Source organism: Duganella rhizosphaerae, assembly GCF_040364205.1.
Classification (GTDB): Bacteria; Pseudomonadota; Gammaproteobacteria; order Burkholderiales; family Burkholderiaceae_D; genus Rugamonas; species Rugamonas rhizosphaerae.
On record NZ_BPWK01000001.1, the window covers coordinates 36942 to 59861 of the forward strand.

The 22920-nt window shown below is 62.6% G+C and carries 19 protein-coding genes and 4 tRNA genes; 20 read left to right on the forward strand and 3 right to left on the reverse strand.

The features are described 5' to 3' along the window. The first annotated feature begins 5 nt into the window (after positions 1 to 5). The 4 genes from RUGAMON1_RS00150 (at position 6) to RUGAMON1_RS00165 (ending at position 3057) form a co-directional block, all read left to right on the forward strand. Positions 6 to 1085 (forward strand): ABC transporter ATP-binding protein, encoded by a 1080-nt coding sequence (locus RUGAMON1_RS00150; RefSeq protein ID WP_445228602.1) that lies wholly within the window; start codon positions 6 to 8, stop codon positions 1083 to 1085. 91 nt (positions 1086 to 1176) lie between these two features. Further along, positions 1177 to 1464 carry an autorepressor SdpR family transcription factor gene (locus RUGAMON1_RS00155; RefSeq protein WP_445228603.1) on the forward strand — a complete coding sequence of 96 codons (288 nt, stop codon included), beginning with the start codon at positions 1177 to 1179 and terminating at the stop codon, positions 1462 to 1464. After that, positions 1461 to 2096 carry an SdpI family protein gene (locus RUGAMON1_RS00160; RefSeq protein ID WP_445228604.1) on the forward strand — a complete coding sequence of 212 codons (636 nt, stop codon included), beginning with the start codon at positions 1461 to 1463 and terminating at the stop codon, positions 2094 to 2096. Before RUGAMON1_RS00155 ends, RUGAMON1_RS00160 begins: the two co-directional genes overlap by 4 nt. Positions 2097 to 2109: 13 nt before the next feature. Beyond that, entirely contained in the window at positions 2110 to 3057 is a 948-nt protein-coding gene (locus RUGAMON1_RS00165) for an alpha/beta hydrolase (RefSeq protein WP_445228605.1), read from the forward strand. A gap of 11 nt (positions 3058 to 3068) precedes the next feature. On the opposite strand, the gene uvrB is transcribed toward RUGAMON1_RS00165, so the two are convergent. Beyond that, on the reverse strand, positions 3069 to 5141 hold the full coding sequence (uvrB, locus tag RUGAMON1_RS00170; RefSeq protein ID WP_445228606.1) for an excinuclease ABC subunit UvrB: 2073 nt from the start codon (positions 5139 to 5141) through the stop codon (positions 3069 to 3071). A gap of 113 nt (positions 5142 to 5254) precedes the next feature. Between uvrB and RUGAMON1_RS00175 the strand changes: the two genes are divergently transcribed. From RUGAMON1_RS00175 to RUGAMON1_RS00195, 5 genes are all read left to right on the forward strand, one after another. Continuing rightward, positions 5255 to 6457 carry an amino acid aminotransferase gene (locus RUGAMON1_RS00175; RefSeq protein ID WP_445228607.1) on the forward strand — a complete coding sequence of 401 codons (1203 nt, stop codon included), beginning with the start codon at positions 5255 to 5257 and terminating at the stop codon, positions 6455 to 6457. Positions 6458 to 6506: 49 nt separating this feature from the next. After that, positions 6507 to 6582 (forward strand) — tRNA-Asn (locus tag RUGAMON1_RS00180). A 176-nt stretch (positions 6583 to 6758) separates the two neighbouring features. Then, positions 6759 to 8129: an HD-GYP domain-containing protein gene (locus RUGAMON1_RS00185; protein WP_445228608.1), complete on the forward strand. Its 1371-nt coding sequence runs from the start codon at positions 6759 to 6761 to the stop codon at positions 8127 to 8129. Between the two features lie 61 nt (positions 8130 to 8190). Next, positions 8191 to 8266 (forward strand) — tRNA-Asn (locus RUGAMON1_RS00190). 124 nt (positions 8267 to 8390) lie between these two features. Next, complete coding sequence (locus RUGAMON1_RS00195; RefSeq protein ID WP_445228609.1) at positions 8391 to 8681, forward strand: hypothetical protein; 291 nt, start codon at positions 8391 to 8393, stop codon at positions 8679 to 8681. 5 nt (positions 8682 to 8686) lie between these two features. Here the strand turns inward: RUGAMON1_RS00195 and RUGAMON1_RS00200 are convergent, their stop codons facing one another. Then, a complete protein-coding gene (locus RUGAMON1_RS00200; protein WP_445228610.1) occupies positions 8687 to 9526 on the reverse strand; it encodes a substrate-binding periplasmic protein in 840 nt (279 codons plus the stop codon). Positions 9527 to 9664: 138 nt separating this feature from the next. Here RUGAMON1_RS00200 and RUGAMON1_RS00205 point away from each other — a divergent pair, with 138 nt between their 5' ends. From RUGAMON1_RS00205 to RUGAMON1_RS00225, 5 genes are all read left to right on the forward strand, one after another. Continuing rightward, on the forward strand, positions 9665 to 10999 hold the full coding sequence (locus tag RUGAMON1_RS00205) for a GAF domain-containing sensor histidine kinase (RefSeq protein WP_445228611.1): 1335 nt from the start codon (positions 9665 to 9667) through the stop codon (positions 10997 to 10999). A gap of 142 nt (positions 11000 to 11141) precedes the next feature. After that, on the forward strand, positions 11142 to 11762 hold the full coding sequence (locus tag RUGAMON1_RS00210; protein WP_445228612.1) for a choice-of-anchor C family protein: 621 nt from the start codon (positions 11142 to 11144) through the stop codon (positions 11760 to 11762). Positions 11763 to 11821: 59 nt separating this feature from the next. Then, a tRNA-Asn gene (locus tag RUGAMON1_RS00215) sits at positions 11822 to 11897 on the forward strand. A gap of 271 nt (positions 11898 to 12168) precedes the next feature. Next, positions 12169 to 12492 carry a transcriptional regulator gene (locus RUGAMON1_RS00220; RefSeq protein WP_445228613.1) on the forward strand — a complete coding sequence of 108 codons (324 nt, stop codon included), beginning with the start codon at positions 12169 to 12171 and terminating at the stop codon, positions 12490 to 12492. Next, a complete protein-coding gene (locus RUGAMON1_RS00225; RefSeq protein ID WP_445228614.1) occupies positions 12473 to 12757 on the forward strand; it encodes a BrnA antitoxin family protein in 285 nt (94 codons plus the stop codon). Before RUGAMON1_RS00220 ends, RUGAMON1_RS00225 begins: the two co-directional genes overlap by 20 nt. A 10-nt stretch (positions 12758 to 12767) precedes the next feature. Here the strand turns inward: RUGAMON1_RS00225 and RUGAMON1_RS00230 are convergent, their stop codons facing one another. Beyond that, positions 12768 to 13634 carry a substrate-binding periplasmic protein gene (locus tag RUGAMON1_RS00230; protein WP_445228615.1) on the reverse strand — a complete coding sequence of 289 codons (867 nt, stop codon included), beginning with the start codon at positions 13632 to 13634 and terminating at the stop codon, positions 12768 to 12770. Positions 13635 to 13831: 197 nt separating this feature from the next. Between RUGAMON1_RS00230 and RUGAMON1_RS00235 the strand changes: the two genes are divergently transcribed. The 6 genes from RUGAMON1_RS00235 to RUGAMON1_RS00260 all read left to right on the forward strand — a co-directional run bounded on the left by RUGAMON1_RS00235 (position 13832) and on the right by RUGAMON1_RS00260 (position 22874). After that, positions 13832 to 14044, forward strand: coding sequence for a hypothetical protein (locus RUGAMON1_RS00235; RefSeq protein WP_445228616.1), 213 nt, complete (start codon positions 13832 to 13834; stop codon positions 14042 to 14044). A gap of 9 nt (positions 14045 to 14053) precedes the next feature. Beyond that, a complete protein-coding gene (locus RUGAMON1_RS00240) occupies positions 14054 to 14749 on the forward strand; it encodes a DUF3334 family protein (RefSeq protein ID WP_445228617.1) in 696 nt (231 codons plus the stop codon). Between the two features lie 123 nt (positions 14750 to 14872). Then, a complete protein-coding gene (locus RUGAMON1_RS00245) occupies positions 14873 to 16888 on the forward strand; it encodes a methyl-accepting chemotaxis protein (protein WP_445228618.1) in 2016 nt (671 codons plus the stop codon). Positions 16889 to 17203: 315 nt separating this feature from the next. Further along, the gene (locus RUGAMON1_RS00250; protein ID WP_445228619.1) at positions 17204 to 19390 is read left to right on the forward strand and encodes a TonB-dependent receptor; all 2187 of its coding nucleotides are present in this window, start codon (positions 17204 to 17206) and stop codon (positions 19388 to 19390) included. A gap of 64 nt (positions 19391 to 19454) precedes the next feature. Further along, positions 19455 to 19530, forward strand: a tRNA-Asn gene (locus tag RUGAMON1_RS00255). A gap of 122 nt (positions 19531 to 19652) precedes the next feature. Then, positions 19653 to 22874 carry a M35 family metalloendopeptidase gene (locus RUGAMON1_RS00260; RefSeq protein WP_445228620.1) on the forward strand — a complete coding sequence of 1074 codons (3222 nt, stop codon included), beginning with the start codon at positions 19653 to 19655 and terminating at the stop codon, positions 22872 to 22874. Positions 22875 to 22920: the final 46 nt, after the last annotated feature.

The window sequence follows — 22920 nt, forward strand, 5'->3', positions numbered from 1 at the left end:
ACGGAATGGCTGGACTGGAAATACAAGGCATCAAAAAAGGGTTTGGCCAGCAGCAGATCTTGCGCGGTATCGACCTGAGCATCGCCGATGGAGAGTTTGTGGTGTTCGTCGGGCCGTCCGGCTGCGGCAAGTCGACGCTGTTGCGCACCATCTGCGGATTGGAGAACAGCGACGAAGGCGCGGTGCTGATCGGTGGTAAAGACATGACCGACGTGGCGCCGGCCGCGCGCGGCATCGCGATGGTGTTCCAGAGTTATGCGCTGTATCCGCACATGACGGTGTACGACAATATGGCTTTCGCGCTGAAGCTGGCGGGCCTGCCGCAGGACGAAATCCGCAGCAAGGTGACGCAGGCGGCCGTCATCCTGCGTATCGAACCGCTCTTGCAGCGCAAGCCCAAGGAGCTGTCCGGTGGCCAGCGGCAGCGGGTGGCGATAGGCCGAGCCATCGTCCGTCAGCCGCAGGTGTTCCTGTTCGACGAGCCGTTGTCGAATCTGGACGCGGCCCTGCGGGTGCAGATGCGCATCGAGTTGAAGAACCTGCACCGCACCTTGCGCAGCACGATGGTCTATGTGACCCACGACCAGGTGGAAGCGATGACCCTGGCCGACCGTATCGTGGTGCTGCGCGGCGGCGTGGTGGAGCAGGTGGGGGCGCCGCTGGATTTGTACCAGCGTCCCGCCAACCGGTTTGTGGCGGGTTTCCTCGGTTCGCCGGCGATGAACTTCATTGACGGCACGGTGGAGCAGCTGGCGCCGGCAATGATGTCGGTGCGGCTGGCCGGCGGCGCGCTAGTGCAGGTTGCCGCGCGCGCTGGCCTGGCCGCGGGCGACCGCATCACGCTGGGTGTGCGCGCCGAGCACATGGCGCTGGAGGCGGCGGGCGGCGAGGGTATCGCCGTCACCGTGCTGGCGGCGGAGCTGCTGGGCGATGCCAGCTATGTCTACCTGACGCCGGATGGCGGCACGACGCAATTCATCGCCCGTACCGACCCCGAGGTACGCTGGCAGAACGGGCAGGTGGCGGTTTTGCGCGCCGAGCCGGCGCGCTGGCATGTGTTCGACGGCGACGGCCTGGCCATCTAGCCCGGCATGACGGCGGCGGCGAATATCGCTTGACCGCCGTTTTTTTTCGGCCTATATTTAGATAACTGTCTAATTAGATGATTGCCTTAATATGAGTGCTTCCAACAACGCCTTCAAGGCCATCGCCGATCCGGCAAGACGCGAGATATTGCGTCTGCTGCGTCCAGGCGAGATGACGGCTGGCGACCTGGCGGCGCACTTCGACATGAGCAAGCCGACCATGTCGCATCACTTCGCGGTACTGGCCGATGCCGACCTGATTACGCGCCGCCGCGAAGGGCAGACCATCTGGTACGGCTTGAACACCACAGTGCTGCAGGATGTGCTGTCATGGATGATGGACCTGGCCGGCGCCGAAACCAAAGGGGGAAAGAAATGAAAACGCGTTATCTGCTGTTTTGCACCTTGCTGATCGCTGTCGCCAGCGCGGCCACCGTCTACTTCTGGCCGCAACTGCCGGCGCGGGTGCCGGTGCACTGGAACGCCGGCGGCGTGGCCGACGGCTATGGTCCCAAGACGGCCTTGTGGCTGCTGGGCCCCGGCATGATGGCGATGGTGGCGTGGCTGGGCGTGGTGATGCCCGGGATATCGCCGCGCCGCTTCGAGATCGGCGGCTTCGAGTCGACCTGGTACTACGTGAGCGGTGTCGTGGTCGGCCTGCTCGCCTATGTCTACGCGCTGGTGCTGGCGGCTTCGTTGCACATCCCGGTGCCGATGGGGACGGCCATCCCGGCCGGCATGTTCGTGCTGCTTATCCTGGCCGGCAACCCGATGGGCAAGGTGCGCCGCAACTTCTTCATGGGCATCCGCACACCGTGGACCTTGGCCAGCGAGTGCGTTTGGTACGCCACGCACAGGCTGGCGGCGCAACTGATGGTGACCAGCGGGGTGCTGGGACTGTTCGCCCTCTGGCTGGGCGCCCCGATATGGGCCCTGCTGGCGCTGATGCTGGCCTGGGCGCCGCTGGCCGCGGGCTACTCGCTGCTGCTCTACAAACGTCTTCCTCATTGATCGGAGAATTGGTATGCGCTTCAAGCTATTGCTGTCTTTGTTGATGTTGTCGCTGTCGGCCCATGCGGCCCAGCGTCCGGTGTCGCTGGATGTGGGCGGCGGCACCTTGTATGGAACCGAACTGCTGCCTGACGGCGGCGGCAAGTTCCCGGTGGTGCTGCTGCACGCCGGTTCCGGCCCGACTGACCGCGACGGTAACAACAGGCTGCTGCCGGGCCCCAACGATTCGCTGCGCATGGTGGCCGAGGCCTTGGCCCAGCGCGGCATCGCCTCGGTGCGCTACGACAAGCGCGCCATCGGCGCCAGCGCGCTGCCGGTATGGAAGGAGCAGGACCTGCGCCTGGACGACTACATCGGCGACGCCGCCGCATGGCTGCGCAAGCTGCGCGCCGATCCGCGCTTCTCGCGCGTGGTGATGGCGGGGCATAGCGAGGGCGCGCAGATCGCCGCCGAGGCCTGCCGGCAGGCCGCCACCGATGCCTGCGTGCTGATCGCCGGCGCCGGTCATCCGCTCGACGACATCCTGCGCGACCAACTCAAAGGCAAGCTGCCGCCGGAGCTGGAGGCGCAGAATGAACGCATACTGGCCGCGCTCAAACAGGGCAAGACGGTCGACGATGTGCCGCCGGGGTTGATGATGTTGTACCACCCGTCCGTTCAGCCGTATCTGATTTCGTCGCTGAAGCACGATCCGCGCACGGCGATTGCGGCGTTGACGATGCCGGTGCTGATCCTGCAAGGCACGTCCGACATCCAGGTGCCGGCGTCGGAAGCGAAGGTGCTGGCGGCGGCTGCGCCGCGCGCCACGCTGGTGGTGGTGGAAGGCATGAACCATCTGCTGAAGATGGTCGGCGACGACGAGGCCAAACAGAAGAAATCCTACGGCAGCCCCGAGTTTCCGGTGGCGCCGCAGCTGATCGACGCCTTGAGCAGCTTCGTCAAGGCGCCTGCGGGCAAGTGAACAAGTAGGCGTCAGGCGATATTGTCCGCGCCCGGCGCGCCGAACAGCTGCTGCTTGAGATGATGCAGCTGGTCGCGCACCTGCGCGGCCTTTTCGAACTCCAGGTTCTTGGCGTGATCGAGCATGGTCTTCTCCAGGCGCTTGATCTCCTTGCTGATCTGCTTCTCGCTCATGGATTCGTACTTGGCCGTCTCCTGCGCCACCTGCAGCTCTTCCTTCGCATCCTGCGGGCTGTAGACGCCGTCGATCATGTCGCGGATCACCTTGTGCACGCCGCGCGGCACGATGCCGTTGGCGGTGTTGAAGGCGATCTGCTTGGCGCGGCGGCGCTCCGTCTCGCCGATGGCGCGTTCCATCGAATCGGTCATGCGGTCGGCGTACAGCAGCGCCACGCCGTTCAGGTTACGGGCGGCGCGGCCGATGGTCTGGATCAGCGAACGCTCGGAGCGCAGGAAGCCTTCCTTGTCGGCGTCCAGGATCGCCACCAGCGACACCTCCGGCAAGTCCAGGCCTTCGCGCAGCAGATTGATCCCCACCAGCACGTCGAAGGTGCCGAGGCGCAGGTCGCGCAGCAGCTCGACCCGTTCCACCGTCTCGATATCGCTGTGCAGGTAGCGCACCTTGATGCCGTGGTCGCTCAGGTATTCGGTCAGCTGTTCGGACATGCGCTTGGTCAGCGTGGTCACCAGCACGCGCTCGTTCTTGGCGACGCGCAGCGTGATCTCGGACATCAGGTCGTCCACCTGCGAGCTGGCCGGACGCACGATGATCAGCGGGTCCACCAGGCCGGTCGGGCGCACCACCTGCTCGACCACCTGGTCGGCGTGGGTGCGTTCGTATTCGGCCGGGGTGGCGGAGACGAACACCGTCTGCCGCATTTTCTGCTCGAACTCCTCGAACTTCAGCGGCCGGTTGTCCATCGCGGACGGCAGGCGGAAACCGTAGTCCACCAGGTTGGCCTTGCGCGAACGGTCGCCGTTGTACATGGCGCTCAGCTGGCCGATCAGCACGTGCGATTCGTCGAGGAACATCAGCGCGTCCTTGGGCAGGTAGTCGACCAGCGTCGGCGGCGGTTCGCCGGGCAGGGCGCCGCTCAGGTGGCGCGAGTAGTTCTCGATGCCCTTGGTGAAGCCGATCTCGGCCATCATCTCCAGGTCGAAGCGGGTGCGCTGTTCCAGCCGCTGTTCCTCGATCAGCTTGTTCTCCTTGCGGTAGAACTCCAGCCGCTCGCGCAGCTCCACCTTGATGGTCTCGATCGCGCGCAGCACGGTCGAACGCGGCGTGACGTAGTGCGAACCCGGATAGACGGTGAAGCGCGGGATCTTCTGCTTGACGCGGCCGGTCAGCGGATCGAACAGCTGGATCGATTCCAGCTCGTCGTCGAACAGGTCCAGGCGCACCGCCAGTTCCGCATTCTCGGCCGGGAAGATGTCGAGCGTGTCGCCGCGCACGCGGAAGGTGCCGCGGCCGAAGTCCACTTCGTTGCGGGTGTACTGCATCTGGATCAGGCGGGCGATGATGTCGCGCTGCGAGACGCGGTCCTTGGCGCGCAGCGTCAAAATCATCTGGTGGTACTCGGTCGGATTGCCGATACCGTAGATCGCCGACACGGTGGCGACGATGATGACGTCGCGCCGCTCCATCAGCGACTTGGTGCACGACAGGCGCATCTGCTCGATGTGCTCATTGATGGACGAATCCTTTTCAATGAACAGGTCGCGCTGCGGCACGTAGGCTTCCGGCTGGTAGTAGTCGTAGTAGGAGACGAAGTATTCGACCGCGTTCTCCGGGAAGAACTCGCGGAACTCCGAGTACAACTGCGCGGCCAGCGTCTTGTTCGGCGCGAAGACGATGGCGGGACGGCCCTTGCGGGCGATCACGTTGGCCATCGTGTAGGTCTTGCCGGAACCGGTCACGCCGAGCAGGGTCTGGAAGAACAGGCCGTCGTCGATGCCCTCGCACAGCTGGTCGATCGCGGTGGGCTGGTCGCCGGCCGGCGGGAAGGGTTGGTGCAGCTTGAACGGCGAGTCCGGGAAGGTAACTACCGTTGCGTTTGGGGTGTCTACTACTGGTAAATCAGCCATCTTGTCCGACCTTTGTTAAAATAATGGCCTGCCAGCGGCCTGAAGCAGTTTTTCATTGGGCGCTGTCTACCTTCAACCGCTGCGTACCGCTTCCAATCGAATCCAATCTTATCATGACGAATCCTAGCTTGTTCAGCGCCATCGACATGGCCCCTCGCGACCCTATCCTGGGCATTACCGAAGCCTTCAACGCCGACCAGAACCCGGCCAAAATCAATCTGGGCGTGGGCGTCTATTATGACGACAACGGCAAAGTGCCGCTGCTGTCGTGCGTGCAGAAAGCGGAAGAGATGCTGATCGCCGCGCCTGCCCCGCGCACCTACCTGCCGATCGAAGGCCTGGCCGCCTACGACAAGGCGGTGCAGGAGCTGGTGTTCGGCGCCGACAGCGCCGTGATTCAAGAAAAGCGCGCCGTGACCGTACAGGCCATCGGCGGCACCGGCGCACTGAAGATCGGCGCCGACTTCCTGAAGCGCTTCGCGCCGGACTCGCAGGTCTACATCAGCGATCCGAGCTGGGAGAACCACCGCGCGCTGTTCGAAAGCGCCGGTTTCGTCGTCAACAACTACGCTTACTACGATGCGGCCACCCACGGCGTGAACTTCGCCGGCATGCTGGCCGACCTGAAGGCCATGCCGCGCGGCTCCATCGTGCTGCTGCACGCCTGCTGCCACAACCCGACCGGCGCCGACCTGACCTCGGCCCAGTGGGATGAGGTGATCGCGGCCGTGACCAATGGCGGCCTGGTGCCGTTCCTGGACATGGCTTACCAGGGCTTCGGTGCCGGCATCGCCGAAGACGGCGCCGTGGTGCGTCGCTTCGCCGCCGCCGGCGGTCCGCTGCTGGTGTCGAACTCGTTCTCGAAGTCGTTCTCGCTGTACGGCGAGCGCGTGGGCGCGCTGAGCGTGGTCGCCGCCAGCGGCGAAGAGGCGAGCCGCCTGATGTCGCAGCTCAAGCGCGTGGTGCGCACCAACTATTCGAATCCTCCGGTCCACGGCGGCAAAGTGGTGGCCACCGTGCTGACCACGCCGGAACTGCGCCAGATGTGGGAAGACGAACTGGCCGGCATGCGCGTGCGCATCAAGGAAATGCGCGAAGCCTTCGTGGCCAAGCTCAAGGCCAAGGCGCCGGCCCACGATTTCGCCTTCGTGCGCGACCAGGTCGGCATGTTCTCGTACTCGGGCCTGAGCAAGGCGCAGGTCGAGCAGCTGCGCGCGCAGTCGATCTACGCCGTCGATACCGGCCGGATCTGCGTCGCCGCGCTCAATTCCCGCAACATCGACATCGTTATTGACGCGATCGCCAAAGTCCTTTAAAATCTTGCTTCTTCGGGTTGAGCGACTAAGCTTAACCTGAATGTGCTAATCCCTGATAGCTCAGTTGGTAGAGCGACGGACTGTTAATCCGCAGGTCCCTGGTTCGAGTCCAGGTCGGGGAGCCAGAATTTGAAAGCCGCATGTGTGCCTAAACGCCACATGCGGCTTTTTGTTTGTACGCCCCAGCTGTGAATCTGGTGTTTATTTCTACGTAGCAATATATATTTCCTTTCGGTAACTTTTCGACTATCATTTCGATAGTTGAAATTTCGGCCTAGCGCCGCGACCGGAAGGAACCCTCATGTCTGCCCTGCACGCCGCCCCTGTCAATCGCCACTACCTGGAGAAGGTGATGTCGGTGGCTGAAATCATGGAGGTGGAAGTGATCGTCGACATCCTCGACGTGCGCGGCCTGAAGCTGGTCGCCAAGGGCACCCAGGTTACCCGCGCCCTCCAGGAAAAGCTGATCCTGCATAAATTGCGGCAACCGTTTGAAAATTGCGTGCGGGCGAACGGCAGAGTCGATGCGCGCGCCATCGTCGCCGTCGCAAGCCGCCTGATCGATACCAGTCCGCCGGTGGCCCACATCGTGCGCGCCACCAGCAAGGGCGGCGCCTCCGTGCTGGCGCAGCTGGGGCGGCTGGAATTCGGCGGCGCGCTGGAGATGATGCTGACCGTGGCCGACCGCAGCGGCGCCCATGCGCTCGAGCACGCCGTGCTGGTCAGCCTGCTGTCCATCTGCATGGCGCAGAAGCAGGGCCTGAGCGAGCAGGACCAGATGGTGGCCGGGCTGTCGGGCATGCTGCACGATATCGGCGAGCTGTACATCGCCCCGGCCCACCTGGCGCGCGGCAGGCGACTGCTGCCGCACGAGTGGTCGCATGTGGTCGTGCATCCGCGCATCGGACAGATGCTGATCGACGAGCTGGGCAGCTATCCGTTCTCGGTGGGACGGGCGGTGGCCGAACATCACGAGCGTTTCGACGGCAGCGGTTACCCGCGCCAGATCGGCGGCGACCAGATCAGCGCGCCGGGCCAGGCGGTGGCGGTGGCTGAGATGATCGCCGGCCTGTTGTTGAAGGATCATCCGCTGGAGCGGGCCGAGCTGGCGCTGAAGATCATCCCCGGCGAGCACTCGCATCAGTTGCTGTCGGCGATCTCGGGTGCGCTGCGGATGGCCGCCCCGGAAATGGGCGCCGATCCGGTCCGGGCGCAGGGCGGGGAGGACGTGGGGCGCTTGTTTGCCCGCATCGCGGCCATCCTCGACATCGGCGACGGATTGACGGCGGGGGCGGCGGCGAAGTCGCCCAGCACGCTGCAACTGTTGCACAAGACGCTGGAACGGGTGCGCAATATCCGCCGGGCGTTCATCAGCACCGGCCTTGACGTGTATTTGCGGCCTGAGCCGGACCTGGGCGCCGGGACGGACCATATGCTGCTGTTCGAGCGCGAGGTGGCCTGCCGGGAGATTCAATGGCGGCTGCGCGACATCGCGCGCGACCTGACATTGCAGACCACGACCCCGGACGAGCGGCTGACGCTGGCGCCGCTGGTGCGCATGCTGGATGATGACTTGCTCGGGGAGTCGGCTGGCGAAGCGGGTGTTGTCATGCCGCTAAGATGCGTGCAGCCCGGCGCGGACATGGCGGGTGTGCGGCGCTACGGCACCTGAGGAAATTTTTTCCCCAGGGGGAAGCCAAATTGGCTGTGAGCAGCTATAATGTTGCCTCTTTTCCCTGATAGCTCAGTTGGTAGAGCGACGGACTGTTAATCCGCAGGTCCCTGGTTCGAGTCCAGGTCGGGGAGCCAGAATTCAAGGGCCACATCGTTAGGTGTGGCCCTTTTCTATTTCCGCACTGACAAAAACTCAACAACAGGATACAGTCCCGACATTCCTTGTGCGCGCAAGCTCAACAACCAGGGGTATCCCAATATGTTTTCATCAATCGCTTTTGTTGTTTGTTGGATACTGGCGGTGGCTGGCAATTTAGGCTTCATGTTGATGTGGGCGGTCTTTGGGCTGGCGGCTTCAGGTTCGGAGCACAAAACCATGACATTGGGAATTATGCTTGCCGCCCTGAGCGGTATCGCAATTTCGTTGACGGTATCAATCAGGTACATGCGGCGGCAGAGAAAACTGATGGGCGTGCTGAGTATCTTCCTGATGACGCCTGTCGCATTTCTATTCCTGATGGTGTTTGGACTGTTCAACAAGGCGGCATGAAAGGCTTACTTGCTGAGTTTCTTGCATTTCTGCGGGATCGGTTCTGGTCGGAATTGGCAATCCAGCGAGACGAAGAAGTCGCGCGTCACGCCGTAGTCGCGTTGGTAGCGCCCCAGTATGCGGTCGATCTCCCCGGTGGCATAAAGTTGTGCGATGCCGCGTTCAAACGTGTCCCGCTGCGCCTCCGTGCGGAACCGCATCCAGTAGAATTTTCCCGGCCCCAGCACGTCGTGGTACGCCAGCTCCGCCTCGGCAATGCGTTTCTGGGGCAACTGCTGCCTGAGGTAATACCGGAACACATCGGGCTGCGAAATAATGACGTCCGTGCGGTCCAGGAACAGGGCGCCGGAAGGCATGGTGGTCGCTTCCCTGTATTGCGGATGATCAGCCGTCGCTGCGGCGTAGGCCGGGCCCAGCACCTTTTGCGCGTTGCGGAACGCGGTCACCCGATACTTTTTCAAGTCATCCACGCTGGATAGCGTTGGAATCCGGCTGCGCAAGGTAATCGCCATGTTGTGGAAATACGTAACCGGCCACCGGCTCAGATAACCATCCTGCGCTTGCCGGGGAGTGGATGCCGTCGTAACGTCGAATATGCCCTGGCGAAATTGTTCTTCGAAACGCACATTGGGCAGATAGAGAAATTCGACGCTGACCTGCTGCGATGCGAAGGCGGCGCGCAGCACGTCTGCCAACAGGCCGGATGCGCGGTCCGAAAGCACGAAGGGTGCGATCACGCTCTGCAGGCCTATCTTGACGGTGGAGGAGCCGGGACTGGCCGGCGCCTGCTCTGCGACGGGGCTCGCAGCGGCAGTCGCGGCAAACACTACGGCGGTTAACCACATCGGCGCCCCCATCAGTCCAATTAGCTTTCTTCATTATAGCCAGAATAATTTCACTGATTTCCCGCAAATGGGCCTACCATTTGCAAATCAACACACAATTTGTATCCCTTGTACCGACTGATCAAGGAGCTCGCCCTCATGTTCCAGCAACGTGTCGTTTCAGACGATTTCCTGGGGAAGTGGCAGCAGACCACGAATGTGATGGCGGGCATCTTCGATGTGCCGGCCGGCCTGATCATGCGCGTCGGGGCGGAGCAGATCGAGGTGCTGGTGTCCAGCCACACGCCGGGCAACCCCTACGAAGCGTACGAGAAAGCCAACCTCAACACCGGCCTGTATTGCGAAACGGTGATGGCGACACGCTCGCTGCTGCATGTGCCGCACGCGTTGGAAGACGAGCACTGGAAAGACAATCCGGATGTCGCGCTGAACATGATTTCCTACCTGGGCGTGCCGCTGCTATGGCCCGACGACGAGGTATTCGGCACGATTTGCGTACTCGACAGCAAGAAGCGCTCATATCAACAGCGTTACGTCGATTTATTGTGGGAAATTAAGAAGGCGATCGAGGCGGATTTCAAGGTCATGGAGCAGCAGCAGAAGTTGATCTCAAGTAATGCCGAGCTGCTCAGCGCCAATCAGGCGCTGTCCTTCAGCAACGGCGAATTGAAGACGGCGCTGGACAAGATCGGCGCGATGCAGGCCGAATTGCTGCGTGCGGAAAAAATGTCGGCCCTGGGCAATCTGGTGGCCGGCGTCGCGCATGAACTCAATACGCCGATCGGCAACGGCCTGCTGGTCGCCAGCACGCTCAAGAGCAACGTCGGCACGATCGCCAAGGAGCTGGAGGCGGGCGTGACGCGCAAGCATATGGACGACTTCATCGGCGGGGTCGACCAGGGCGCCGATATCCTGCTGCACTGCCTGGGGCGGGCGGCCGAGCTGGTGGACAGTTTCAAGCAGGTCGCGGTGGACCAGTCCAGCAAGCGCCGGCGTCAATTCGACCTGAAGAAGACATTCGCCGAGATCCTGGCGACGGTGGGAACCGTGATCCGTCAGAGCGGCCACCAGGTGCTTTGCGAAGTGGACGGCGATATCACCATGGATAGTTACCCCGGCGCGCTTGAGCAGGCGCTGCTCAATTTGATCAACAACGCCTTGGTGCATGCTTTTCCCGAACGGGAGCAAGGCCGGATCCGCATCGCGGCCTGCCTGCATGCCGATGATTTTGTGGAAATAAGCGTGACCGACGACGGCATCGGCATCCCGCGCGCCAATCTGGCGCGTGTGTTCGAGCCTTTCTTCACCACCCGACTGGGGCAGGGGGGGAGTGGCTTGGGGCTGCACGTGGTCTACAACCAGGTGACGACCGCCTTGTGCGGCGGCGTGCAGGTGGTTAGCGAGCCGGGCCACGGCGCCTGCTTTACGTTGCGGGTGCCGCGTGTCGCGCCGCCAAGTCCTTCCCCGGGATAGGCCGGGGGGCGGCCAGCCGGCGGCTCGTTGTTTTTAAGATGTTTCCAAAATGAAACCATTGATGTTTCCTTGTTATCGTATACCATGACGTTAATTCTAGGAAATCCTAGTTGCCGTTGTGATACCAAATGGGGAAAATAACATGCTGAAAATTAAAAAACTGGCTGCAATCGCTGCGTTGGCCGCGCTCGCTCCACTGGCGCATGCATCGCCGGAGTTGATCGTCAATGGCGGCTTCGAGTCCTCCGCGAACGCCTTCAGCGGCAATTTCACCACATTCAGCTCCGGCCTGGATGGCTGGACCATCAATGACGGCAGCGTGGATCTGATCCGCAGCTACTGGCAGCCTGCCGGCGGCAGCTATAGCCTGGACCTGAACGGCAGCGGCACCGGCACGATTTCCCAGTCGTTCGCCACCACGGTCGGCGCCACGTATAACGTCAGCTTCAGCCTGGCCGGCAACCATGACGGCGGCGGCGACAAGACCATCACCGTCGGCGTGACCGATCCGCACAGCTTCTCGTTCGCGCTGGCAGGTAGCTCGCACAGCGCCATGGGCTGGCAAACCGAGAGCTTCAGCTTCGTCGCCACCTCGGCCCAGAGTACGCTGACCTTCGCCGGCAACCCTGCCAACACGTATTACGGCGCGGCGCTGGACAACATCTCGGTCACCGCGGCTGTGCCTGAGCCGGAAACCTACGCCATGCTGCTGGCTGGCCTGGGCCTGGTGGGCGCGATTGCGCGCCGCCGCCGCGCTGCATAAAAAAATTTCACGGCGGGGTCGCCAAATCTGATTTGAGCGGATATAATTCGGGCCTCAATTCCCTGATAGCTCAGTTGGTAGAGCGACGGACTGTTAATCCGCAGGTCCCTGGTTCGAGTCCAGGTCGGGGAGCCAGAATTTTAGTAGTACAGAATCAAGGGGTTACATGCTGCGGCGTGTAGCCCCTTTTTTCGTTTTGGGTCCATGCCCAGGCGGCACTCTTGTGGTTTGAGATCTCATGCAGACGGGAGCTGGTTCGCCGGTCTCATGGCGAACGGAAGGAGTCGCGCAGCCATTTTGATTTTCGTCAGGCCCGGCAGAGTGTTTCGTTGATGCGTCTGCTTTAATTAAACGTACTAACAAATTATTCTTGTTGCTCTAATTTTTTGTTAGTACAATTAAATCAATGCTAACCGTCATTGAGACGCCGGCGTTTATTGCTTCGGCTGCCACGTTGTGGACTGACGCGGAGCGCGTCGAGTTCATCGATTGGATCGCTGACAATCCGCTAGCCGGGGCTGTGATTCCTGGCGCGGGCGGGCTGCGCAAGGTACGTTGGGCTCGACGGGGCATCGGCAGGCGAGGTGGCGCGCGCGTGATCTATTTCACGCGGCTTACCAGTGGCGAACTGGTGCTGCTGCTCGTTTACGCGAAAGCCAAGTTCGATAACTTGCGGCCGGAGTTCCTGCTAAGGTTGAAGGAGAAGTTTGATGAGCAAGCGAACAATTAACCCAGAAATTATCGAGTTCGAGGAGGCGCTGCTACGAAGCCTGGACCAAGCCATGCATGGCGAAGGGCGAGTGAATACTCCACAACAGATCGCGGCCCGTCGCGGCCGTCCTATCGGGAGCGTCAAGGCCAATCCCAAGGTGCCTACCACCATTCGTTTCGACCAAGACGTTCTCGATGCGCTCAAAGCGAGCGGGCCTGGATGGCAAACTCGTGTAAATGATGCCATGCGGGACTGGCTGGCACGACAATCAAAGACCGATTGATTTCGGGCCATTATTTGTCCTGCCGCAGCGGCGGGAAAAGGAAATACTCGGGATGTTGCCTGATCATCTCCGCCGTCCGCGGCGACAGCAGCGGATTGGGCAGCTGAAACACCAAACGGTTCTTCATGTTGTTGGCGATCAGTGTTTTGCTCCAGCGCTTGTCGAAGATCTTGTTGAAGCTGCCGTCCTCCATCATCAGGCGCAAGCCTTTTTCGATGCGCTCTGCCAGCGCCTTCTTCTTCGGCGTGACAAAGAAAAACACCGGCGCGGGGTAGGCGATCGCGATATTCCGTTCGATGGTCAGGTCGGGGTCCCGCTGCTTGGCCAGTTCATCGTCGATCTCGTTCGCGCCCAGTGAGATGCCGTCAAAACGCTTGGCCTTCAGCATCAGGAACAGGGTGTCGTACGAAGATGAGGTGACGACATGCAGCCCGGCCGCGGTCTTGATGGCCGTGTCCGGCCAATCCAGGCCTTGGCCGATGCTGATGGTCTTCAGGTCGTCCAAGGTCTTGATGCGGTCGAATTTGTCGGACGACTCCTTGCGGATGATCAGCAGTCTGCTGCCGAGCAAGCCTTTCATTAACGGAATGCGCACCGTGATCACGCCTTGTTCGCGCGCCGTCGACGTCATGCTCCAGTAGACATCCAGATCCAGGCCGGCCCGCAGCAGCGCGAACGCGCGGTCCTGGTTCATCCGGGTTTCCACCCAGCGCCATTGATCGGGCTCCGGCCCGGGCGCCCTGGCCAGCGCTTCGGTGAGGAGTTCGAGTATGTAACCCGTCCAAGGCTCGCGCTGGTTGTGCTTCGGCACGCCCAATTCTTCGGCGTCGACCCCCATGCACATCAGGCTGACCAGTATTGCAAGAATTATTCGCATTCTTATGCCTCCCTGCTCAGCCGATTATAGGGGTACTCAGCAGGCCTGTGGTGGTCACGGCGTCCGCCCGGCGTTAATTTCCGGCGTTGGGCTTTTTGCATTTTGGCACGCAAATCTCACCGAAATGCGCGATTCCGGTGGACGGGAATCTTGCACCTCGGTATTCTGAATCTTATTTCTGGCCGGAAGGAAAAGCGATGGTCATCTCAGCCGAAGCGGTCGATCAGGTGCGGCGGGTGCGTGAGCTGGAGCGCGAAGTGGCGCTGTTGCGCAGCACCCTGGCCGACCTGCCGGCCGGCGGCAGGGACCAGGAATGGAAAGATGAGGTCGTCCGCTTGCTGAGCGAAGTGGTCTTGTTCCGTCTCTCGCTGGACCAGGAAACCGTGCTTTCATCTTGTAAAAATAACTAGAGGTAGATCATGAGCGAGGAAAACAAGGAAGTTGTGTACGGGACTGAAGACTTGTTGATGAGTCTGTGCAACTCGGTGACCCGTGTCCTGAACGTCGCCACCCAGAGCAAGGTCAATTATTCCGGCATGGTGCAGCGGATCACCAAGACCGGCCTCAAGCCCGATATCGGCTGTTTCGTGTTGTTCGACGGCGGCTTCACCGGCCTGGTGGTGCTGAACTTTGCGGCCGACACGGCCATGGAAATCTACGAACGCTACATGTTGCACATGGGTATGCCGAAGTCCGAGCTGGCCAGTTCCCACACGTCGGACGAGGTGTCCAACATCATGGGCGAGCTGATGAACCAGATCGTCGGCGACTTCACCGGCAAGGTGCGGCGCGAGCTGCAAACCAATATCACGCAGAACCAACCGAAAATGCTGGTGCTGACCAAGCAGGTGATGCTCAGCGTGGACACACCGTTGGATCGCCCTGAGATGCGGCGCGTCACGTTTTATACGGAAAAGAGTAATATCTTTTATCTGGAGCTTGCTATCGACCGCACCGAGTTCATCCGTTTGCACGACTTCGATTCCAGCGAGGTCACCGATACGGACGCGCTGATGGACCAGGAGCGCGGCAACCAGGGCGGCGGATCGAGTGCCCCGTCCGCTTCGGCAGAAGATGAGGCCAACGACGAGCTGTTGAGGTCGCTGGGCATGTAGGCGATCTGCGACTTGTGCTATTAAAGCCACCACGACCGCCCGGGATAGGACTATGATCAAAAGCAACGGGCCGTAGTTTGCCGGTGGGTGCGGCCCGGTGACTTACACTCACGGAGGCGCGACATGGACAAGCACACTCTTCTTGGCGGCCTGCGGCTCGGGCACAAGTTCCTGATCCTGAGCCTGATCGCGGTCATCCTGGCCAGCATCCCCACCTGGCTGTACATGCGTGAAGCCGGCAAGGGACTGGATGCTTACCTGGACGAGCGCGCCGGCATGCCGGCCGTGGTGGGCGGCCTGCGCATGGTGCAGCTGACCCAGCAGCATCGCGGCCTGGCGGCGCTGGTGCTCGGCGGCGTCACCTCGGACGAGAAGCGCGCGGCCAAGCAACAGGAGGCGGACAGCGCCTACGCCGCCACCGACGCCCTGGTCAAAACCCTGCACGACGCCGTACTGGATGCCGCCTGGTCGCAGGCGCGCAGCGACTGGCAGACCCTGCGCTCCCAAGTCTCCTCAAAAAGCCTGACGGTGCCGCAAAGCTACGCCGCGCACACCGCGCTGGTGCCCAAGCTGCTGAAGGTGAACGACCTGATCGGAGACTACTACGGCCTCAGCCTCGATCCCGACCGCGACACCTACCAGCTGATCCAGGCCATGTTCTATCAGCTGCCCTATCTGTCCGAGGAGCTCGGCAAGACCCGCGCCAAGGGCGCCGGTCTGCTGGCGAAAAAGGAAGCCAGCCCGGCCGACCGGCTGCTGATGTCGTCCATCGTCGCGCGCGTGACGGACCGGCTGGACCAGACCCTGACCGCTTTCGGCAAAGCTGCCCGCTACAACTCGGAGTTCGACACCACGCTGGCGCCGGCCATGCGCGAGGCCGCCCAGGCCGCCACCAAGATCACCGACCTGGCCCTCCATGAGATCGTGCAGCCGGAAACGTTGAGCTATTCGGCGGAGAATTACGTGGCGCTGGCGACCCAGGCCATCGACCTGCAGTTCGCGCTCAACGCGGTCGCCAGCAAGCAGCTGGACGCGCTGCTGGACGAGAAGATCAGCGCCTTCTACACCACCCGCTGGATGATGTTGGGCGCGATGTTCGGGCTGCTGGCGCTGGCCGGCTATGTGGCCCTGCTGATATCGCGTTCGGTGACGCGGCCATTGAGCAACGCCATCGCCGTCGCGCAAAGCGTTGCGCGCGGCAACCTGGTGAGCGATTTCGACGTCGGCGCGCCCAACGAAGTGGGGCAGGTGCTGCGCGCGCTCAAGGACATGAACGACAGCCTGCGCAATATCGTCGGCGATGTGCGGGGCAGCATCGACCATATCAGCGCCGCCACGCGCGACATCGCCAGCGGCAACGCCGATGTGTCGGCGCGGCTGGAATCGCAGGCCTCCAACCTGGAGGAGACCGCATCGTCGATGGAGCAGCTGACCTCCACCGTCAAGCAAAACGCCGACAACGCGCGCCAGGCCAACCAGCTGGTGATCAGCGCCTCCGATGTCGCCAGCCGGGGCGGCGAAGTGGTGTCGCAGGTGGTGCAGACCATGGGCGAGATCAACGAGAGTTCGCACAAGATCGTCGACATCATCAGCGTGATCGACGGCATCGCATTCCAGACCAACATCCTGGCGCTGAACGCGGCCGTGGAAGCGGCGCGGGCGGGCGAGCAGGGCCGCGGCTTCGCCGTGGTGGCGTCCGAGGTGCGCAACCTGGCGCAGCGCTCGGCCGCCGCCGCCAAGGAAATCAAGGAGTTGATCAACCGCAGCGTCGAGCGGGTCGAGGTCGGCAACCGGCTGGCCGACCAGGCCGGCGAAGCGATGGGCGAGATCGTCACCAGCGTGCAGCGCATCACCATCATCATGTCGGACATCGCGACCGCCTCGGCCGAGCAGGGCGCCGGCATCGAGCAGGTCAACCACGCGGTCACGCAGATGGACGATATGACCCAGCAAAACGCCGCCCTGGTCGAGCAGACGGCGGCGGCCTCCGCCAGCCTGGAAGAGCAGACCCAGGCGCTGGTCGGAGCGATGAGCCGCTTTGTCCTGGGGAACGAGAAGCCCGCCGGCGGCGCTGCCCCGCCCCGCCCAGCGGCAAGACCTGTTGTGCAACAACAACGTCTGGCGATCCGCCATGGCTGAACAACTAGCTTGATTGATCGGCCAGACAAACCGCCACGGCGGACTGTCTGGCCTTTTATTATTCAGTCCGCCCTCCTAGGGCACCAAATTTCTAACAGTAAATTCCCATTTGCTTATATTGCTCTTGCAATACCTGCTATCAATGAAAGAAAATACCGCCTTTCTGCAAGACGGTGCATTCTAGACATCGAAAACGGCCTCACCTCCGCTTGCGCCGCCACGGTCACGTTAGATGACCGGGTGGTATCAAAAAGAAAGAGAGAACAGGAGACACTGTTTTTAACTCTTTGCCTTACCTCAAAATCGGGAAATTGAATGATCAAACTGTCGAAGATGCACAAGCGCCTGCTGGCGCTGAGCGCCGTTATGCCTATCGGTACCGCCATCGCGCAAACCGCCGCTGAACCGCAACTGGAAACCGTCACCGTCACCGCCCAGCGCCGTGCCGAAAACATCAAGGACGTGCCGGTCTCCGTCACGCTGCTGAAGGACGAGAAGCTGGACGTGCTGCTGTCCGGCGGCCAGGACATCCGTCTGCTGGCAGGCAAAGTGCCGTCGCTGAACGTGGAGTCGTCGAACGGCCGTACCTTCCCGCGCTTCTACATCCGCGGCTACGGCAACACCGACTTCAGCACCTTCGCTTCGCAGCCGGTGTCGCTGGTGTATGACGACGTGGTGCAGGAAAACGGCATCCTGAAAGGTTTCCCGATCTTCGACGTGGCTGGCGTGGAAGTGCTGCGCGGCCCGCAGGGCACGCTGTTCGGCCGCAACACCCCGGCCGGCGTGGTCAAGTTTGAATCCGAAAAGCCGAACACCAAGAAGGTGGAAGGTTATTACAACCTGTCGTGGGCGACCCACAACACCATCAACGCCGAAGGCGCCGTCAACCTGCCGCTGAGCAGCGAATGGGCGATGCGCGTTTCGACGCTGCGCCAGCACCGCGACAACTTCGTCGACAACACCTTCACCAAGCAGAACGATGTGCTGGAAGGCTACAACGAACACGCCGAGCGCGTGCAGTTCCTGTACACCCCGAGCACCACCTTCAATGCCTTGTTCAATGTGCACTCGCGCACCACCGACGGCAGCGCCCGTCTGTTCCGCGCCAACCTGATCAAGAAGGGCACCAACGACTTCGCCGACGGTTACAGCTTCACCAAGATCGCCACCAACGGCCAGAACACGCAGAGCCTGAGCACCAACGGCGCCAACGCCCGCCTGAGCTGGGACCTGGGCGCGGTCAAGCTGTTCTCGATCACCGGCTACGAAGCCGTGGACAACTACTACAGCCGTGGCGACATCGACGGCGGCAGCCCGGCCGGCCCCGGCTTCATCCCGTTCCAGGTACAGACCGGCGGGGGCTTGAGCGGCCTGCATCAGTACACCCAGGAATTCCGCGTCGAATCGAAGAACCCCGGTCCGTTGAACTGGCAGAGCGGCGTCTACTACTTCAAGGAAAGCGCCAGCGGTTACAGCGACAACTTCGACAGCAACACCCAGCTGCAAACCTCGCACCTGGCCAGCCACCAGAACAACACCGCCGCGGCAGTGTTCGGCTCGCTGACCTATGACCTGTCGGACCAGCTGGTGCTGCGCGGCGGCCTGCGCTACACCCACGACAAGAAGGACTTTGCCACCACCTCGCGCGTCAACGTGACGCAGACCGGTCCTGACTCGGTCGACGAGAGCAAGAACAAAGCCAACTGGGACATGAGCGCGACCTACAAGATCAACAAGGACGTCAACGCCTACGCCCGCGTAGCGACCGGCTTCCGCGCCCCGAGTATCGCCGCCGCTTCGGCATCGGTGCCGATCACCGTGGCCGATGCTGAAACCATCGTCTCGTACGAAGCCGGCATCAAGGCCGACCTGTTCAACCGCCGCGCCCGCGCGTCGGTCAGCATCTACAACTACGATGTGAAGAACCAGCAGCTGACCGTGGTCGGCGGCACTTCCAACGTGACCAAGCTGATCAACGCAGCCAAGACCGTCGGTCGCGGCCTGGAGGCGGACTTCGAAGCCTTCGTGACGCCTGACTTCAAGGTCACCGCCGGCGGTTCGTACAACTTCACCAAGATCGAAGATCCGTCGCTGTCGGTCGCCAAGTGCGGTTCGTGCACCGTGACCGATCCGCTGAACGCGGCCGGCCGCGTCAGCATCGACGGCAACCCGCTGCCGCAAGCGCCCAAGGTCATCCTGAACGCCACCGCGCGCTACAACTGGGCGCTGGCCGACGGCAACCTGTTCGTGCTGACCGACTGGGCCTATCGCAGCAAGATCAACTTCTTCCTGTACGAAGCCAAGGAATTCACCGGCAAGTCCATGGTTGAAGGCGGCCTGCGCGTGGGTTACAACTGGCAGGGCGGCAAGTATGAAGTGGCGGCTTTCGCGCGCAACATCACCAACACCGAGCGTATCGTCGGCGCGATCGACTTCAACAACCTGACCGGTTTCGTCAACGAACCGCGCCAGTTTGGCGCGCAGTTCAAGGGCAGCTTCTGATTGTTTGATTTTTGCCTTCCAGCCTAGACAGCTGGAAATTGGCCGTATATAATGCGGCCTCTTTTCCCTGATAGCTCAGTTGGTAGAGCGACGGACTGTTAATCCGCAGGTCCCTGGTTCGAGTCCAGGTCGGGGAGCCAGAATACAAGCGCCCCCGCGAGCAATCGCGGGGGCGCTGTCGTTTACGGCCGTCTGCGCCGTATCAATGTCGAAGCCAGCGGCAGTCTTATGCTCGGTCGGTAGTCCTTAAAGGAGACCCGACATGAGACACCAGCCGTTTGTTACCACTCTGACAGCCCAGCCTGTGTATGCGCTGGGCGATCCCATCGTCATTACCGTTGACATCGAAAACACCAGCGCCGAGGCCTACCAGCTGCTGACCTGGGGCACGCCGCTGGAGCCCACCCTCAGCGGCGACTGCTTCGTCGTCGAGCGCGACGGCCAGACCATCCCCTACGACGGCCGTTTCGTCAAACGCGGCGACCCGCCGGCCAGCGCCTATACGCTGATCGGTCCGGGCGAGCGCCAGAGTTTCAGCGTCGATATTTCGGAGGTGTACGCGATCGACCAGGCCGGGCAATACAAGGTGGCGCTGAACGCCGTGTTTTTCGATGCCTTCATGGTGGCCGGCAACGTCAAGGCGGGCGCGCGCAAGCGCCAGGCGCACGAGCCGCACGCGGCGCCGCCGGCCGATGTGCAGTTCGAGGTGGTGGCCGGCGCCGCGCCCAAGTCGACCTCCGGCCAGCTGGCGCGCAAGGCCGAGTCGCAACTGGCGAAGAACAATGCCAAGGCGCCCAGTTTCAACGGCGGTACGGCGACCCAGCAGGCCGACACCATCATCGCCCACGGCAATGCGCAGTATTTCGCGGCGCTGTCCGCGGCCCAGCTGGCCGCCGGGCCGGCCAGCAGCAACAGCTTGTACCAGACCTGGTACGGCGCCTTCAACCAGGGCCGCTACGACAAGGTCACCGACGACTACAACAAGATCGCCAACACGCTGGCCAACGAGCAGGTGACCTACGATTTCACCGGCCACGGGCACGGCAGCGACACCTGCCAGCCGGGCTACTTCGCCTTTACCTACAAGGGTTCGCGCACGGTCTGGCTGTGCAGCAGCTATCTGAGCGCGGCGCAGATCGGCACCGACTGCAAGTTCGGCACGCTGGTGCACGAGTGGAGCCACGCGGTGGCCAATACCGACGACATCCAATACGGCGAAACGGCCTGCCTGGCGCTGGCCACCAGCGATCCCGGCAAGGCGGTCAACAACGCCGACAGCCACGAATATTTCGCCGAGCACCTGGCCCAGTCGGACTTCGGCAAGAGCTTCACCTTCATCACCGACCGCAGCACCTTTGGCAAGGACGAGATCGATACGATGCCGTCGCCGGCCGTGATCGACAAGGCGTTCTACGTGGTGGCCGACGGCTTCTGGCCGGACAAGCTGGGCCTCACGCCTGGCACGCTGGGCAATTCGCCGACGGTGAAGCCAAGCATCACGTTCAGTCCGGCGGTGCCGGGCATGTCCGTCACGGTGACCTCGCTGGAGGCCGAGGACAGCAGCCTGCCGATCGCGCCGCAGCGCTTCACCTGGGTGTGCCGGATCAGCTTTGCCGACAGCAGCGGCTTCCCCGCCAACGCCGGCCAGACGTTGGCGGTCGACATGACGGCGACCCTGGGCGGCCTGAGCGCCAACGCCCAAATCCTGCTGATACGCGACCCCAATCCGTGGGAGGTGGACGGCCCGACGTCCTGGCTCAGCACCGACTTGCGCGTGTTCAAGATACGCGATGGCGACGCCCGCTTCGGCGCCACGGTCAGCGGCGACGCCAATGCCTACATCAAGCAGGTGCTGGCCAACCTGAACGCCGGCACGGCCGGCGAGAGCTTCGACAACCTGGCCACCGACGCCACGCTGGAGCTGTCGCAAAAGGTCAACGGCACGGCCATGTTCAACTTCGCCATCGCCCGCGTGCACTATCGTGGTTCGACCAACATCAGCAATGTGCGCAGCTTCTTCCGGCTGTTCCCGGCCAGCACCACCTCGACCGAGTTCGACGCCGGCACCACGTACCGCCGGGCCACCAGCGGCAGCGAAGCGATCCCCTTGCTGGGGCTGAGCGGCGGCGGCGATCTGCTGACGATACCGTGCTTCGCCGAGGGGCGCGTCGACTCGTCCGTCAGCGCGTTGACGGCGCAGCACGATCCCGCCAATGTGCGCAGCATGGACGGCACCGGCGGCGAGGTGTTCGCCTACTTCGGCTGCTGGCTCGACATCAACCAGACCCAGGCGCAGTTCCCGACCCATCCGTCGCCCGCCAACGGCCCGTGGGGTTCGGGGCGCAAGAGTATCCAGCAGCTGGTGCGCAACGCCCACCAGTGCCTGGTGGCGGAAATCGCCTTCGATCCCGATCCGGTGCCGGCCGGCATATCGCCGGCGGCGTCGGACAAGCTGGCGCAGCGCAATCTGTCGATCATCGAATCGCCCAATCCGGGCTATGCGGCGTCGCGGCGGATACTGGGCACGTTCGAGCTGCGCCCGGCCAAGGGCGCCGAGCAGTTGCCGGACCGCCAGCCCGACGAGCTGCTGATCGAATGGGGCAACCTGCCACGGGACAGCATCGCCAGCATCTACATACCGGAGGTGGCGGCCAGCCAGATCGTCGCGCTGGCCGGCGCGCGCTACGTCAACCACGGCATCACCTTGCTGGACGATCAGACGATACAGTTGAGGATAGGCGGTATTTCCTATGTGCCGTTGCCGCCGGGCGCCGCCTTCGGCCTGACCGGCTTGCTGTCGGTGCAGTTGCCGGACACCATACACAAGGGCGAGCTCTACACGGTGATCGTGCGCCAGGTCAGCGACACCTTTGCCTTGCCGCCGGTGGTGATCGGCATCCGCGGGGAAGGGCGCGCTGCGGCGACGCGGGAGCAGGCGGTGGACGTGATCCGCTGGCGCCGTGTGGTCGGCAGCTACCAGCTGACGATACCGGTGCGCACCAAGGAAGTGATCGTGGGCGCCGAATCGCGGCTGCTGTCGGTGCTGCGCTGGATACTTGAGGCGGTGCCGGCCGGCGACCGCTGGCAGCCGGTGTTCAGCCGCTACGTCGCGCTGATCGGCGAGCGCGTCGGCGGACTGGGCGGCGATCCGGACCACGTCAAGCCGTCGCCGGACGGCTCCGGCGGCGAGGCGGGCGGCCACCACCACGGGCATCCGCCCGGACACGGCCACGAGCACACGCACCGTTACCAGGGCAAGGTCAGTGGCCTGATCTACGACTGCTTCGGCGACTTCGCCGGCTTCCTGCTGGACACCTGCGGCAAGGAACGGGAATTCTGCAGCCACGAGCAGCAGATCGAGGCGTTGGCGCGCACCGCCTGGCGCGAGCGGATGGCGATCACGGTGGTGGCGCGCTCATCCCATCCGCAGCGCCCGGTGACCATCATCCTGCAGCGGGCGCCGCATTTGCGGACGGAGGCATAATCAATGCGGCGCCACTTGTAAAATAGTCATGTCTTCCGTGCTATAT

Excerpts from the sequence above, each read along its gene's own strand:
- RUGAMON1_RS00150 (WP_445228602.1), top strand. The coding sequence starts at position 6 with ATGGCTGGACTGGAAATACAAGGCATCAAAAAAGGGTTTGGCCAGCAG.
- RUGAMON1_RS00155 (WP_445228603.1), top strand. The coding sequence starts at position 1,177 with ATGAGTGCTTCCAACAACGCCTTCAAGGCCATCGCCGATCCGGCAAGA.
- RUGAMON1_RS00160 (WP_445228604.1), top strand. The coding sequence starts at position 1,461 with ATGAAAACGCGTTATCTGCTGTTTTGCACCTTGCTGATCGCTGTCGCC.
- RUGAMON1_RS00165 (WP_445228605.1), top strand. The coding sequence starts at position 2,110 with ATGCGCTTCAAGCTATTGCTGTCTTTGTTGATGTTGTCGCTGTCGGCC.
- uvrB (WP_445228606.1), bottom strand. The coding sequence starts at position 5,141 with ATGGCTGATTTACCAGTAGTAGACACCCCAAACGCAACGGTAGTTACC.
- RUGAMON1_RS00175 (WP_445228607.1), top strand. The coding sequence starts at position 5,255 with ATGACGAATCCTAGCTTGTTCAGCGCCATCGACATGGCCCCTCGCGAC.
- RUGAMON1_RS00185 (WP_445228608.1), top strand. The coding sequence starts at position 6,759 with ATGTCTGCCCTGCACGCCGCCCCTGTCAATCGCCACTACCTGGAGAAG.
- RUGAMON1_RS00195 (WP_445228609.1), top strand. The coding sequence starts at position 8,391 with ATGTTTTCATCAATCGCTTTTGTTGTTTGTTGGATACTGGCGGTGGCT.
- RUGAMON1_RS00200 (WP_445228610.1), bottom strand. The coding sequence starts at position 9,526 with ATGTGGTTAACCGCCGTAGTGTTTGCCGCGACTGCCGCTGCGAGCCCC.
- RUGAMON1_RS00205 (WP_445228611.1), top strand. The coding sequence starts at position 9,665 with ATGTTCCAGCAACGTGTCGTTTCAGACGATTTCCTGGGGAAGTGGCAG.
- RUGAMON1_RS00210 (WP_445228612.1), top strand. The coding sequence starts at position 11,142 with ATGCTGAAAATTAAAAAACTGGCTGCAATCGCTGCGTTGGCCGCGCTC.
- RUGAMON1_RS00220 (WP_445228613.1), top strand. The coding sequence starts at position 12,169 with ATGCTAACCGTCATTGAGACGCCGGCGTTTATTGCTTCGGCTGCCACG.
- RUGAMON1_RS00225 (WP_445228614.1), top strand. The coding sequence starts at position 12,473 with ATGAGCAAGCGAACAATTAACCCAGAAATTATCGAGTTCGAGGAGGCG.
- RUGAMON1_RS00230 (WP_445228615.1), bottom strand. The coding sequence starts at position 13,634 with ATGCGAATAATTCTTGCAATACTGGTCAGCCTGATGTGCATGGGGGTC.
- RUGAMON1_RS00235 (WP_445228616.1), top strand. The coding sequence starts at position 13,832 with ATGGTCATCTCAGCCGAAGCGGTCGATCAGGTGCGGCGGGTGCGTGAG.
- RUGAMON1_RS00240 (WP_445228617.1), top strand. The coding sequence starts at position 14,054 with ATGAGCGAGGAAAACAAGGAAGTTGTGTACGGGACTGAAGACTTGTTG.
- RUGAMON1_RS00245 (WP_445228618.1), top strand. The coding sequence starts at position 14,873 with ATGGACAAGCACACTCTTCTTGGCGGCCTGCGGCTCGGGCACAAGTTC.
- RUGAMON1_RS00250 (WP_445228619.1), top strand. The coding sequence starts at position 17,204 with ATGATCAAACTGTCGAAGATGCACAAGCGCCTGCTGGCGCTGAGCGCC.
- RUGAMON1_RS00260 (WP_445228620.1), top strand. The coding sequence starts at position 19,653 with ATGAGACACCAGCCGTTTGTTACCACTCTGACAGCCCAGCCTGTGTAT.